Origin of the sequence: Pseudomonas sp. NFACC05-1, from assembly GCF_900100135.1 — a bacterium.
GTDB lineage: Bacteria > Pseudomonadota > Gammaproteobacteria > Pseudomonadales > Pseudomonadaceae > Aquipseudomonas > Aquipseudomonas fluorescens_Q.
The window spans coordinates 68,328-80,861 of the sequence record NZ_FMTR01000020.1; the positions used below are offsets into that span (position 1 = coordinate 68,328).

The following is a 12,534-nucleotide window of genomic DNA, read 5'->3' on the forward strand; positions in this document are numbered from 1 at the left end:
TTCAATCCTTGGTGACCCGGTTGATTTCTTCGAGGCTGGTGACGCCCTGCATCACTTTGAGCAGCCCCGACGTGCGCAGGTCATTGAAACCGTCCTTGCGCATTTGCAGATCGATCTCCAGCGAGTTGCCCTCGGCCATGATCAACCGTTGCAGCTCGGGCGTGTTCTTGACCACTTCGTAAACTCCCACGCGCCCTTTGTAACCGTTGTTGCACTGTTCGCAACCGACCGGCTCATAGATCGTGAATGTGCCGAGGTGTTCCCGAGGGAAACCTTCCTTGAGCAAGGTTTCCTCGGGAATCTCGATGGCTTTCTTGCAGTGACTGCACAGCTTGCGCGCCAGCCGCTGGGCAATGATCAGGTGCACGGCGGTGGCGATGTTGAACCCCGGAATGCCCATGTTCTGCAGGCGGATCAGGGTTTCGGCAGCGCTGTTGGTGTGCAGGGTGGAGAGCACCAGGTGCCCGGTCTGGGCGGCCTTGATGGCGATCTCGGCGGTTTCCAGGTCGCGGATCTCGCCGACCATGATCACGTCCGGGTCCTGGCGCAGGAACGAGCGCAGGGCCTGGGCGAAGTCCAGCCCCTGGCGCGGATTCACGTTGACCTGGTTGATGCCTTCCATGTTGATTTCCACCGGGTCTTCGGCGGTGGAAATGTTGATGTCCACGGTGTTGAGGATATTCAGCCCGGTGTAGAGCGACACGGTCTTGCCCGAGCCGGTCGGACCGGTCACCAGGATCAGCCCTTGCGGTTGCTTGAGGGCGGCCATGTACAGGTCTTTCTGGTCCGGTTCGTAGCCCAGGGCATCGATGCCCATTTGCGCACTGGAGGGGTCGAGGATCCGGATCACCACTTTTTCGCCCCAGAGCGTGGGCAGGGTGTTGACCCGGAAATCGATGGACTTGGTTTTCGACAGACGCATTTTCAGCCGCCCGTCCTGGGGTTTGCGCCGCTCGGAAATATCCAGGCTGGCCATGACTTTCAGGCGGGCGGCGATACGGTTGGCCAGTTGGATCGGCGGCCTGGCCACTTCCCGCAGTATGCCGTCGGTGCGCACCCGCACCCGGTAGATTTTTTCATAGGGTTCAAAGTGCAAGTCGGAAGAGCCGCCCTTGATCGCGTCCAGCAGCATCTTGTTGACGAAGCGCACCACCGGCGCGTCGTCGGTGTCTTGACCGCCGATGGAGTCCTGCTTGGAATCGTCGATCGACTCGATGTCCAGGCCATCGAGATCGACATCGCCCATGCCTTCCAGGCCTGTACTGCTGGATTCGAAAAACTTTTCGATGGCGTCACTGAGCTTGTTGTCCTCCACCAGGATGGCTTCGGTGGTCAGGCCGGTACTGAACTGGATGTCATTGATGGCCTGGTGATTGGTCGGGTCGGAAATGCCCACGAACAGCTTGTTGCCGCGTCGCCACAGTGGCAGGGCATGATGTTGGCGCACCAGTTTTTCACTGACCAGCCCCGTGGGTTGGGTGTCTTTCTCCAGGCTGCTGAGGTCCAGCAGGGCCACGCCGAAATGTTCCGAGGCGATTTCCGCCACCTGACGGCTCTGGACCAGTTTGTTTTGCACCAGATAACTGACCAAGGGCATGCGACTGCGCTGGGCCTGTTGGTACGCCTGCTGAGCATTTTGCTCGGTGATCAGTTCGGCCAGCACCAGTTGCTTGGCCAGACCGCTGAGGGGAATGTCATTCATGGGAATACCGACGGCGGACAGTTCATGACTTATAGCCTAGTCAAGCATCGACGCCAAACCAGCGGAGCAGGGTGACAAAAAACGTCAGATAGTGCGGTTGTTGAGGTAGGACGTCGCCGTTGTGCGGGTTCACCCCCCCTTATTGATGAGGCTTGAGGGTTGGCATGTGCCCTGCAATGGCTATTTCAGGTCATGAGATTTCGACTCATGCATGGGAGATGTCTATGAATAAGCAGAGTGGCTTTACCCTGATTGAGCTGCTGATCGTCGTGGCGATCATCGGCATTCTGGCGACGTTTGCGTTGCCGCAGTATTCCAAGTACCAGGCCAGGGCGAAGGCTACGGCCGGTCTGGCAGAGGTATCCGCGTTGAAAGTGCCATTTGAGGACGTCATGAATCAAGGGACCAATCCAACGTTGGACCTTATAGGGGGAACTGCATCCACCAGTAACTGCACGATGACCGCTTCAGGCACGGCTTCCGCAGGAACGGGTACCATCGCTTGTGTTCTTCGCAATGCACCTGCCCCCGTGGCAGGTCAAACAATTACTCTAAGTCGTTCAGCCGCGGGTGTCTGGACGTGCGGCTCTACGGCGGCCCAGGAATTCCTACCGGCCGGCTGTACTGGCGGCGCTGCCGCTGCCGCCGCTCCAGCGAGTTGATGACAGCAGGCGCCCCGCTCTGATGAGCGGGGCTTGATCTTCGAAATCGATCTGACTCCCGTACTTGGAAGCAAAGAGAAAAGCTCAGAAATTCATATGGTTAGTTGGAACCCAAAACCCGCAACTTGCATGTCCAGAATCGGCAGTTCATGCATTTTGCATGATTGTGAAAATTACCGTTTCGCTTAACTTGCTGATTTATAAGTAATTAATGAACGTTTCAAAAGTGGCACAGCCTTCGCACTACTCCTGTTAACCCTGCCGGAATGCATCACCCCGGCAGTTTCTGAGAAAAACAGGAGTTACTCGTATGAAGAAGTTCGCTATCACTGCCGCCGCTGCTACCGCTCTGACCCTGACCATGGCTAGCGCATTCGCCGAGACCACTCAAGCAACTCAGGCGCCAATGATGCTGGCTGCGGGCGAAGTGACAGAGGCCAAGGAAGACGTTTCCGATACCTGGATCACCACCAAGGTCAAAGCTGACCTGGTCACCGAAAAAGGCATTCCAGGCACTGATATCAAAGTCGAAACCAACAAAGGTGTTGTGTCCCTATCTTCGATGACCAAAGTCACTGAGGCACAAAAAGACACCGCTGTGGCGATCGCCAAGAAAATCAAAGGCGTCAAGGCCGTATCGGCTGATGGCCTGAAAGCCGAATAAGGCTAAGACTTCTCGCCTGGACTGGGAGAAGGCGCGGCAAGCGGGCCAGGATATACGTTTGCCGTCGCTTTGGAGTTCATGCGAAAGGCCACACGGACGTGGCCATTACAGGCCCCCGGCATTCGTGCCGGGGGCCTGTTCTATTGTGGGGTGGATCAATTGGGGGGCAGCGGTTGTGGATGAGTCTGTAGGATCGCCATCGCGAGCAAGCTCGCTCCCACATTGTTCCGGGTGATCTCAAAATCAGTGCTCATCGCCATCCTCCTGTGGGAGCGAGCTTGCTCGCGATGGCGGTAGTACATTCAACACCTCTGTACGGACAAACCTCAGCGCCCCCGCTTGCTGGTGATCTGCACCAGCCGATTCCCCTCGAAGCGCAGGTATTGGTACATGCCGCTGTTGGGGCCGTAGGTCCATTCCTCCACCGGGTATTCTTCCCGGCGGTTGACACTGCGCTTGTAGCCCAGGTCATCCCGCGCCGCTGGCTCCCCGCACTTTTGCAACACTTCGCTCGAGCGGTCGCCGACGCTGATCAGCTGGCTGCCGCAGCGCAGCGTGTCGGCAGCCGCGGCTTGGCCGGTGGCCAGCGATAGACCCAGGCAGAGTCCGAACCAGGGTTTCATCTATTCGGCATCCAGATGCAGCGGGGTAATCACCCGGCCATCGCTCTCGGCCTGGCCGAGGTTGGCGTCGATGAAATACACGCGGTCATCGGCCAACTGGCCTTTGTCCACCAGGAAGTCCTTGATGCTACTGGCCCGTTCCTGCCCCAGTTGGCGCAAGAGCACGTCACTGCCGCTCCAGAACTTGATCACGCCTTCACGCAGTTTCTCGATACGCGCCTTTTTATCCAATTGTGTCCATTCGGCGGGCGGTTGGGTCTTGAGGCGGGTGCGGTAGATGCCTTCGAGCAGCGGCGCTTTTTCGTCCTCGGGCACCTGTATCAGCGAGGCCTGGGCCGGAACTTTGTCGCCCCGACGCTGCAGCATCTTGTAGTAGTTGTATTGATATTCGCGCTCCAGGCGTTGGGCGGCGAGCAGTGGGCCGTCGCTGCTTTCGGCGGCGGTGCCTTCGATCTCCAGGCGCAGCTCCGGACGTTTGCCAAGGGCCTCGGACAGTTTGAGCAGCACGCCTTCATTGTCTTTGCTCAGGTCGCTGGAGCCTGGCGCAAACGCCACGCTGCCCAGGTCTTCCGAGCCGCCGCCGGCCACCAGCCCACCGATAAGCTTGAACGGCGCCTGGGCCGCTCGTACCACCAGGTTGCGCAGGGTCTGCCAGATGATTGGCATGACGCTGAATTGCGGGTCGTTGAGATCGCCGGACACCGGTAGTTCGATGGAAATCTTGCCGTCGGAATCCTTGAGCAATGCGACGGCCAATTTGAGTGGCAGGCTCACGGCGTCCGGGCTGTCGACTTTCTCCCCCAGTTGCAACTGCTCGACCACCACTTTGTTCTCCGCCTGGAGCTTGCCCTGGGTGATTCGGTAATGCAGATCGAGATTGAGCCGACCCTTGCGGATGCGATAGCCGGCGAACTTGCCGGAGTAGGGCGTCAGGGTGGTCAGCTCGACCCGTTTGAAACTGGTGGCGATGTCGAGGCTGGCCATCGGGTCGAAGGGGTTGACCGCCCCTTTGATGGTGACCGGTGCATAGCGATCGACCTTGCCCTTGATGTCGACACTGGCCGGTTTGGCCTGGCGGCTGTCGATCGTGCCGATCGCACCGTTGAGCTGTTGGATAGCCGTGGCGAAATTGGGGGTCAGGCTGAAGTCGGCGAAGTTGGCCGAACCGTCATTGATGGCGATACCACCGATGTGGATGCCCAGCGGTTTTTCCTGGGGCGCCGGTTTTGCCGCGGTGTTCTTCGTGCCGCTGTCGGCCGGTTGCGGGATCAGCAGGTCATCGACGTTGGTGGTGCGGTCGTCGTTGATCATGAAGCGCGCGTACGGTTGGAACAGGTTGACCTTGTTGATGGAAAGGCTGTCACCGTGCTGATAATTCAGGCCTTCGAGGACCAGGCTTTGCCACTTGAGGAAGTCGCGGGTCTTGAGCGTGTCGAGGGTGTGCAACTGATCGACCTGGGCGCGGCCGGTGACGGCAAATGCCAGCGGTTCGGTACTTTTGAGGTCGACCGCCAGGTCACTGCCGAGCATCCCGGAGCGCAGCTCCAGGCGAATGAACGGGTTGATGTACGACTGGGCGACGCGCAGGTCGACGTCCTGGGTCTTGACCTTGAGCTTGGCGGTGATCGGGTTCAGGTTGACCTCGCCGTCGGCCAGGATCTTGCCCTGCTTGCCTACCCCGGTGTCCAGCTTGAGGGTAAAGGGTGAGCCATTGAGGGTGTCGTAGTTCTGCAGGTCGAGGTTCAGCGGGCCGACCTCCAGTGCCACCGCGGGCTGGGCCTGGCGGTCGGCCAGGTGCACCTTATAGTCGCGCAGTTGCACATCCTTCAACATCACCTGCCAGGGTTTGCTGGGCGGTGCCGGTTCAGCTTTTGGCGAGTCTGCCGCTGCCGGGGCGGATGCCGGCTCAGCCTTGACCTGCGGTTTGGCCGGCTGGCTGGCGAAGAGTTTCTGCCAGTCCAACTGCCCGTCCGCCTCGCGAGCGGCCCAGGTTTCCAGCTTCTGGCTACGGATCTTGCCCACGATAACTTGCTGCTTGGCCAGGTCCACCGAGGTTTCGCTCACGTCCAGGCGTTCGAGCTTCACCAGTGGACGGCCATCGGGTGCCTTGATGGCGAAGGGCGCGACACTGACCGCGGCGTTGTTGAGCAGCAGTTCGGTACCCTTGGCCAGGTTGAGCTTGTAGTCGGTGCTGAGGTTCAGGACGCCGTTTTCCAGAACCAGCGGCACGGCGTCGCGCACATAGGGCCACCAGGCTTTCATTTGGCCGCCAGTGACTTTGAGAGTGCCTTGGGAGGCAATCGGCGTGAGGCTGAAATTACCGGTCCAGTCGATCTGTCCGCCTTCGGGGCCAGCAGCCACCAGGGTCATGTCGGCATTGTCGTCGGGCAGGGTGCTGAGGTTTTTCAGCTCGAAATCGAGGGTGTCGTAGAGAAACTCAATGGGTTCGCTGGGGCGCAGGTCCTGAAAATGCACATAACCGCCGGCCAACTTGATTCGGTCGACCCGCAGGGGGAACGGCTTGGCCTCGGGGGCGGCGGGCGTCGGCTCGCTGGCCGGCAGCTTGAACAGGCCCAGCAGGTTCAATTGACCGTCCTTGGCGAACATCACTTCGGTCTTGGGCTTGTCCAGCTCGATGTCGACCAGGTGCAGGGCGCCCGACCACAGGCTGTCGAGCTGCAGGTTGGCATACAGCCGTTCGAAGCCGACCTGTTCCTTGCCTGGTTCGCCGATATTCAGGCCCCAGAGGGTGACTTCAAGGCTGAAGGGATTGAGTTCGATGCGCTGGATCTGGGCCGGCACCGTCGCAAAGGTGGCCAGTTGCTGGTTGGCGATGCGCAAGGCGATGCCCGGCAAAATCAGAAAGCCCAACAGGCTGTAGAGGGCCAGTGCGGTCAACAGAGCGCCGATGGCGCGAATCAATCCTTTGGGCATGTGCGGCTTCATCTTGGTGTGAATTCGGAGTGCCTTGGAGTATGGCATGCGTTTACGGTTCCGAAGCCACTGTGATTTATGAGATTTGTCCGTTTTTTGCGTGAGAATTCTGAGCCTGGCTTAGAGCTGGAGGACCAGGGTCTTGAGTGGCGGTTGCTGGTCGAGGGAGGGGAAATCGCTGCCGGGCGTCAGCACGCTCCACTCGCGCACCGGGCGACCGGCTTTTTCCGCACAACGCAGTACCTGTTCGCGCCAGTCGTCCATGGGCACTTTTGCCAGGTTGTTGCAGCAGATCAGCACGCCATTGTCGGCGGTGGTGAGCAATGCCGGTTTCAGCAGGCTTTGATAGTCGCGCAACAGGTCGACGGTGCCGAACGCACTTTTGGCCCAGGCCGGCGGATCGAGCAGCACCAGGTCGTACTGGCGTTGTTCCAGGCGCACGTAGTTGGGCAGTTTCTGCCCGCGCCGCTGGCTGATGGGCAGGCCGGCCAGTTGGCGGATCGCCGGAAAGTAATCCGACTGCACGAACGCCATCGGCGGCAAATCGGGGTTGAGCAGGCCGTTTTCGCGGCCCACCGCCAGGTTGCCTTCGGCGAAGTCCAGGTTGCACACCTCCCGCGCGCCGCCGGCCGCAGCGCTCAGGCCGACGCCGCAGGTGTAGGCGAACAGGTTCAGCACACTTTTGTTGCGGCTGTGTGCCTTGACCCAGCCTCGGGCGTTGCGCAGGTCGAGAAACAGCAGTGGATCCTGCCCGGCATGGCGACCGCGGACGCGATAATTCAAGCCCCATTCATGCCCGACCAGGTCTTGCAGGGCGGCCTCGTCCGCCTGATAGACGGTGTCCTGGCGGTCGACGCGCGAATTGCCCCGGGCGCGGTCGTTGTAGACCAATAGCGTCTCCAGGCCCAGCCGTTCGTTGACGATGCCGTGCAGTTGCAGCAGGTCGTCGCGCTCCAGCGCTTTATGGAAGCTCTGTACCAGCAGTTGCGGGCCGTAGCGGTCGATGGTCAGGCCGGGTGCGCCTTCCTGGCTGCCATGGAACAGGCGATAGCAGTCGGTGCCTTGCTGGTGCAGTTGGTCGAGCAACTCGTGGCGCTGGTCGAGGGCGGCGCGCAGCGCCTGATTCAAGGAAGACATGCCGGGCGCGCCTTAGAGAAATGAGGCGCGGGAGTTTAGCAGTTATACAAACCCAGGTAGGGGGATTGCATACGGATCTGGAGCCGGGCACCGATCTGTGGCGAGGGAGCTTGCTCCCGCTGGGCTGCGCAGCGGCCCTATCATTTTTGGGAGCGCTACGCACTCCAGCGGGAGCAAGCTCCCTCGCCACAAAGGCACGGTGCTTCTGGGAAGCCAAGTTGTCTGGCTCAGCGATTCAGGCGTTTGTCGATCAGCCCCTCCACCACACTTGGATCGGCCAGGGTCGAGGTATCACCGAGGCTGTCGAGTTCGTTGCAGGCGATCTTGCGCAGGATGCGCCGCATGATCTTGCCCGAACGGGTCTTGGGCAACGCCGGCGCCCACTGGATCAGCTCCGGTTTGGCGAAGCTGCCGATTTCCTTGCTGACGTGGGCCAGCAGTTCCTTCTTCAACTCGTCATTGGCCTCCACACCGTTCATCGGCGTGACAAAGGCATAGATGCCCTGGCCCTTGAGGTCGTGGGGGTAGCCGACGACGGCTGCTTCGGCAATGTTGTCGTGCAGCACCAGGGCGCTTTCCACCTCGGCGGTGCCGATGCGATGCCCGGAAACGTTGATCACATCGTCGATGCGCCCGGTGATCCAGTAATCGCCATCTTCGTCGCGGCGCGCGCCGTCGCCGGTGAAGTAATAGCCGGGGTAGGGTTTGAAGTAGGTGTCGACCATGCGTTGATGATCGCCGTAGACGCTGCGAATCTGCCCGGGCCAACTGGATTTGATCGCCAGTACGCCACTGCCGGCGCCGCTGATTTCCTTGCCCACTTCATCCAGCAAGACCGGTTGCACGCCGAACATCGGCCGGGTGGCGCAGCCTGGCTTGAGCCGTGGGGCGCTCACCAACGGGCTGAGCATGATGCCGCCCGTCTCGGTCTGCCACCAGGTATCGACAATCGGGCAACGCTGTTCGCCTACCGTGTTGAAATACCATTCCCATGCTTCCGGGTTGATCGGCTCACCAACGCTGCCGAGTAATCGCAGGCTTTTGCGGGACGTTTCCTGCAACGGGCCGGCACCTTCGCGCATCAGCGCGCGCAGGGCGGTCGGTGCGGTGTAGAAGATGTTGACCTGATGCTTGTCGATCACCTGCCAGAAGCGCGAACTGCTCGGGTAGCTCGGCACGCCCTCGAAGATCAGCGTGGTGGCGCCATTGGCCAGCGGGCCGTAGACGATGTAGCTATGGCCGGTGACCCAGCCGACATCGGCGGTGCACCAGAACACTTCGTTGTCGCGGTAATCGAGCACGTACTTGAACGTCATCGCCGCTTGCAGCAGATAGCCTCCCGTGGTGTGCAGCACGCCCTTGGGTTTGCCAGTGCTACCGGAGGTGTAGAGGATGAACAACGGGTCTTCGGCGTCCATCGGTTCGGGTGGGCAGTCGTCGCTCATCTCGTGCATGGCCTGGTGGTACCACAGGTCACGGCCTTCAACCCAGTTCACCTCGCCCTGGGTGCGCTCGACCACCAGCACGGTGCTGACGTTCGGGCAACTTTCCAGGGCCTTGTCGACGTTACGCTTGAGCGGTACGGAGCGCCCGCCGCGCACGCCTTCGTCAGCGGTGATCACGGTGCGGCAATCGGCGTCGAGAATCCGGTCGCGCAGCGAGTCCGGTGAGAAACCGCCGAACACCACTGAATGCACCGCGCCGATGCGGGTACAGGCGAGCATGGCGTAGGCGGCTTCGGGGATCATCGGCATGTAGATGCAGACCCGGTCGCCTTTCTTCACACCACGGCTTTTCAGCACGTTGGCCAGGCGGCACACATGGTTGTGTAGTTTTTTGTAGGTGATTTCTGCCGATTCGGCGGGGTCGTCGCCTTCCCAGATGATTGCCGTCTGGTCGCCGCGTGTTTGCAGGTGACGGTCGATGCAATTGGCGCTGACGTTCAGCTTGCCACCGGCGAACCAGGTCGCGTCGCCGTTCTTGAGGTCATAGCGCTGGACGGTTTGCCAGGGCGTCATCCAGTCGAGAAAGCGTGTGGCCTGCTCGGCCCAGAAGGCGCTGGGGTGTTCGATGGATTCTTTATAGAGCCGCTTGTACTCGTCCTGACTCAGTTGCGCAGCCCGGCGGACGGCATCGGCTTGGGGGTACTGGCTGATATCGAACATGACGGTTCCTTATTCTTGTTTTTGCGACAAGTGATAAAGATGCGCCGAGTAGCCGGAGGGTTCAAGTCATGCACAAACAACTGTGGGAGTGAGCTTGCTCGCGAAGGCGGTGTGTCAGTCAACATGAGTGTCAACTGATCCACCGCCTTCGCGAGAAGCTCGCTCCCACAAAAGTAAGTGCTTGGTGTTCGACCTGCGATCAGCCGCGATGACGCCCGCGGAAGTAGTTGATCAAGCCCTGGGTCGAGGCATCTTCGGCCGGGTTTTCTTCACTGCCCACCAGACGGTTGTAGACGCCCTTGCCCAGTTCCTTGCCCAGCTCCACGCCCCATTGGTCGAAGGCGTTGATGCCCCAGATCACGCTCTGCACGAACACCTTGTGTTCATACAGCGCTACCAGTGCGCCGAGGCGACGTGGGCTGATGCGTTCGACCACTAGGGTGTTGCTCGGACGGTTGCCGGGGATCACTTTGTGTGACGCCAGTTTCTGCACGTCTTCTTCGCTGGCGCCCTTGTCCCGCAGCTCGGCTTCGGCTTCGGCGCGGGTCTTGCCGAGCATCAGTGCCTGGCTCTGGGACAGGCAGTTGGCATACAGCCATTGGTGATGATCGGAAACCGGGTTGAAGCTGACGATCGGCACGATGAAGTCGGCCGGAATCAACTGGGTGCCCTGGTGCAGCAACTGGTGGTAAGCGTGCTGACCGTTGCAGCCGACGCCGCCCCAGATGACCGGGCCCGTGTCGGTCGACACCGGTGTACCGTCCTGGCGCACGCTCTTGCCGTTGGATTCCATGTCCAATTGCTGCAAATGCTTGGTGATGTTACGCAGGTAGTGGTCGTACGGCAGGATCGCATGGCTCTGCGCACCCCAGAAGTTGCCGTACCACACACCCAGCAGTGCCAGCAGCACCGGCATGTTCTGCTCGAACGGGGCGCTCTGGAAATGCTGGTCCATGGAATAGGCCCCGGAGAGCAATTCCTTGAAGTTCGACATGCCGATGGCCAGGGCGATTGGCAGGCCGATGGCCGACCACAGCGAGTAACGCCCGCCGACCCAGTCCCACATCGGGAAGATGTTCTCTTCACGGATGCCGAAGGCCACGGCGGCGGCATTGTTGCTCGACACGGCGATGAAGTGGCGATACAGCTCCGCTTCGGAGCCACCCTGGGCCAGGTACCAGGCGCGGGCGGCCTGGGCGTTCTTCAGGGTTTCGAGGGTGTTGAAGGATTTCGACGAGACGATGAACAGCGTGGTCTCGGCGCGCAGCTTCATGGTTAGCTCATGGAACTCGCTGCCGTCGATGTTTGCCAAGTAGTGGCAGCGAACGCCTTTTTGCGCGTAGGACAACAGCGCTTCGGACACCAGTTCCGGGCCGAGGAAAGAACCACCGATGCCGATATTCACCACGTCGGTGATGGGCTTTTCGGTGTAGCCGCGCCACAGGCCGTCGTGAATGCGGCCCACCAGGTCGGTGATCTGGTTCAGCACTTTGTGCACGTCCGGCATCACGTTGACGCCGTTGACCAGCAACTTGTCGCCCACCGGCCGACGCAGGGCGGTGTGCAGGGCAGGGCGGTTTTCCGAGGCGTTGACGATTTCGCCTTCGAACAGCGACTTGATCGCGCCCTTGAGGTCGACTTCGTTGGCCAGGCCCACCAGCAGATCGCGGGTCTGGGCGTTGATCAGGTTTTTCGAGTAGTCGAGAAACAGGCCGCAGCTCGACAGGGTGAATTGAGTGAAACGCTGCGGATCGGCATTGAACGCTTCGCGCATGCTGAAATCCTGCATGGCTTTGCGGTGGTCATTCAGCGCTTGCCAGGCTGGCAGAGCGGTCACGTCATGAGGGGTTCGGTAATACGCCATCGCTGCGGGTTTCCTTTTTACTTGAACGACCTTTTGTACACTAAAAATTCCGGCGCGGCTCGAGGTGGGCATCCGGACACTGCATCGACACGATCGCCGGACGCAGGGCGAATACAGTAAACCTCGCGTTGCGATCTGTCTTGACTTTGTCAGACCGGTTCCCGGTACTTTTTTATACAACTGGGCGGGAAAGGTCCGACAAACGGAAACGCAGATTGCTTACTGTGGGAGCGAGCTTGCTCGCGATAGCGGTATGGCAGTCGGCATCTGTATCAACGGGTCCGCCGCCATCGCGAGCAGGCTCGCTTTCACAGGGGAAAGCGGCGACGCAGGTGTTTCGATCAGGCCAGTTGGACCGCAATCGCATTGCTGGTGTGGCTCAGTTCATTGCCTGGCGCCATGTACAGCATGCGGGGCTTGAAGTTGACCAGCTCGGCTTCGCTGTAGTGGGCGTAGGCGCAGATGATGACACGATCCCCCACCTTGGCCTTGTGCGCTGCGGCGCCGTTCACCGAGATCATCCGCGAACCTTCCTCGCCACGGATGGCGTAGGTAGTGAAGCGTTCGCCGTTGTCGACGTTGTAGATCTGGATCTGTTCGTATTCACGGATCCCTGACAGGTCCAGCCATTCACCATCGATGGCGCAGGAGCCTTCGTAGTCGAGCACCGCGTGAGTGACTTCGGCGCGATGCAGCTTGGCCTTGAGCATGATGGCGTGCATGAATTTTTCCTTTGGTCGGGTCCGAACGGCGGGCAGTCTGCCTGAAGGCTGCCGAGGCGGC

At 60.3% G+C, this 12,534-nt stretch carries 9 protein-coding genes; 2 read left to right on the forward strand and 7 right to left on the reverse strand.

What is annotated here, in order from left to right; all coding sequences use genetic code 11:
* Position 1: 1 nt before the first annotated feature.
* Complete coding sequence (gene pilB, locus BLO97_RS23535) at positions 2-1,702, reverse strand: type IV-A pilus assembly ATPase PilB (RefSeq protein ID WP_092150429.1); 1,701 nt, start codon at positions 1,700-1,702, stop codon at positions 2-4.
* Positions 1,703-1,926: 224 nt separating this feature from the next.
* Here pilB and BLO97_RS23540 point away from each other — a divergent pair, with 224 nt between their 5' ends.
* Both BLO97_RS23540 and BLO97_RS23545 read left to right on the forward strand, forming a co-directional pair.
* Complete coding sequence (locus BLO97_RS23540; RefSeq protein ID WP_092150476.1) at positions 1,927-2,364, forward strand: pilin; 438 nt, start codon at positions 1,927-1,929, stop codon at positions 2,362-2,364.
* 310 nt (positions 2,365-2,674) lie between these two features.
* Positions 2,675-3,028 (forward strand): BON domain-containing protein, encoded by a 354-nt coding sequence (locus BLO97_RS23545; protein WP_063324333.1) that lies wholly within the window; start codon positions 2,675-2,677, stop codon positions 3,026-3,028.
* 326 nt (positions 3,029-3,354) lie between these two features.
* Here the strand turns inward: BLO97_RS23545 and BLO97_RS23550 are convergent, their stop codons facing one another.
* The 6 genes from BLO97_RS23550 to panD all read right to left on the reverse strand — a co-directional run bounded on the left by BLO97_RS23550 (position 3,355) and on the right by panD (position 12,473).
* On the reverse strand, positions 3,355-3,651 hold the full coding sequence (locus BLO97_RS23550) for a DUF2845 domain-containing protein (RefSeq protein WP_092150432.1): 297 nt from the start codon (positions 3,649-3,651) through the stop codon (positions 3,355-3,357).
* Positions 3,652-6,585 carry a DUF748 domain-containing protein gene (locus tag BLO97_RS23555; protein ID WP_092464309.1) on the reverse strand — a complete coding sequence of 978 codons (2,934 nt, stop codon included), beginning with the start codon at positions 6,583-6,585 and terminating at the stop codon, positions 3,652-3,654.
* Positions 6,586-6,705: 120 nt separating this feature from the next.
* Positions 6,706-7,722, reverse strand: coding sequence for a class I SAM-dependent rRNA methyltransferase (locus tag BLO97_RS23560; protein ID WP_092150437.1), 1,017 nt, complete (start codon positions 7,720-7,722; stop codon positions 6,706-6,708).
* A gap of 227 nt (positions 7,723-7,949) precedes the next feature.
* Positions 7,950-9,887: an acetate--CoA ligase gene (acs, locus tag BLO97_RS23565; protein ID WP_092348423.1), complete on the reverse strand. Its 1,938-nt coding sequence runs from the start codon at positions 9,885-9,887 to the stop codon at positions 7,950-7,952.
* A gap of 199 nt (positions 9,888-10,086) precedes the next feature.
* Entirely contained in the window at positions 10,087-11,751 is a 1,665-nt protein-coding gene (gene pgi / locus BLO97_RS23570) for a glucose-6-phosphate isomerase (RefSeq protein WP_092150443.1), read from the reverse strand.
* 341 nt (positions 11,752-12,092) lie between these two features.
* On the reverse strand, positions 12,093-12,473 hold the full coding sequence (panD, locus tag BLO97_RS23575) for an aspartate 1-decarboxylase (protein ID WP_058545003.1): 381 nt from the start codon (positions 12,471-12,473) through the stop codon (positions 12,093-12,095).
* Between the last annotated feature and the right edge of the window lie 61 nt (positions 12,474-12,534).

Excerpts from the sequence above, each read along its gene's own strand:
- pilB (WP_092150429.1), bottom strand. The coding sequence starts at position 1,702 with ATGAATGACATTCCCCTCAGCGGTCTGGCCAAGCAACTGGTGCTGGCC.
- BLO97_RS23540 (WP_092150476.1), top strand. The coding sequence starts at position 1,927 with ATGAATAAGCAGAGTGGCTTTACCCTGATTGAGCTGCTGATCGTCGTG.
- BLO97_RS23545 (WP_063324333.1), top strand. The coding sequence starts at position 2,675 with ATGAAGAAGTTCGCTATCACTGCCGCCGCTGCTACCGCTCTGACCCTG.
- BLO97_RS23550 (WP_092150432.1), bottom strand. The coding sequence starts at position 3,651 with ATGAAACCCTGGTTCGGACTCTGCCTGGGTCTATCGCTGGCCACCGGC.
- BLO97_RS23555 (WP_092464309.1), bottom strand. The coding sequence starts at position 6,585 with ATGCCCAAAGGATTGATTCGCGCCATCGGCGCTCTGTTGACCGCACTG.
- BLO97_RS23560 (WP_092150437.1), bottom strand. The coding sequence starts at position 7,722 with ATGTCTTCCTTGAATCAGGCGCTGCGCGCCGCCCTCGACCAGCGCCAC.
- acs (WP_092348423.1), bottom strand. The coding sequence starts at position 9,887 with ATGTTCGATATCAGCCAGTACCCCCAAGCCGATGCCGTCCGCCGGGCT.
- pgi (WP_092150443.1), bottom strand. The coding sequence starts at position 11,751 with ATGGCGTATTACCGAACCCCTCATGACGTGACCGCTCTGCCAGCCTGG.
- panD (WP_058545003.1), bottom strand. The coding sequence starts at position 12,473 with ATGCACGCCATCATGCTCAAGGCCAAGCTGCATCGCGCCGAAGTCACT.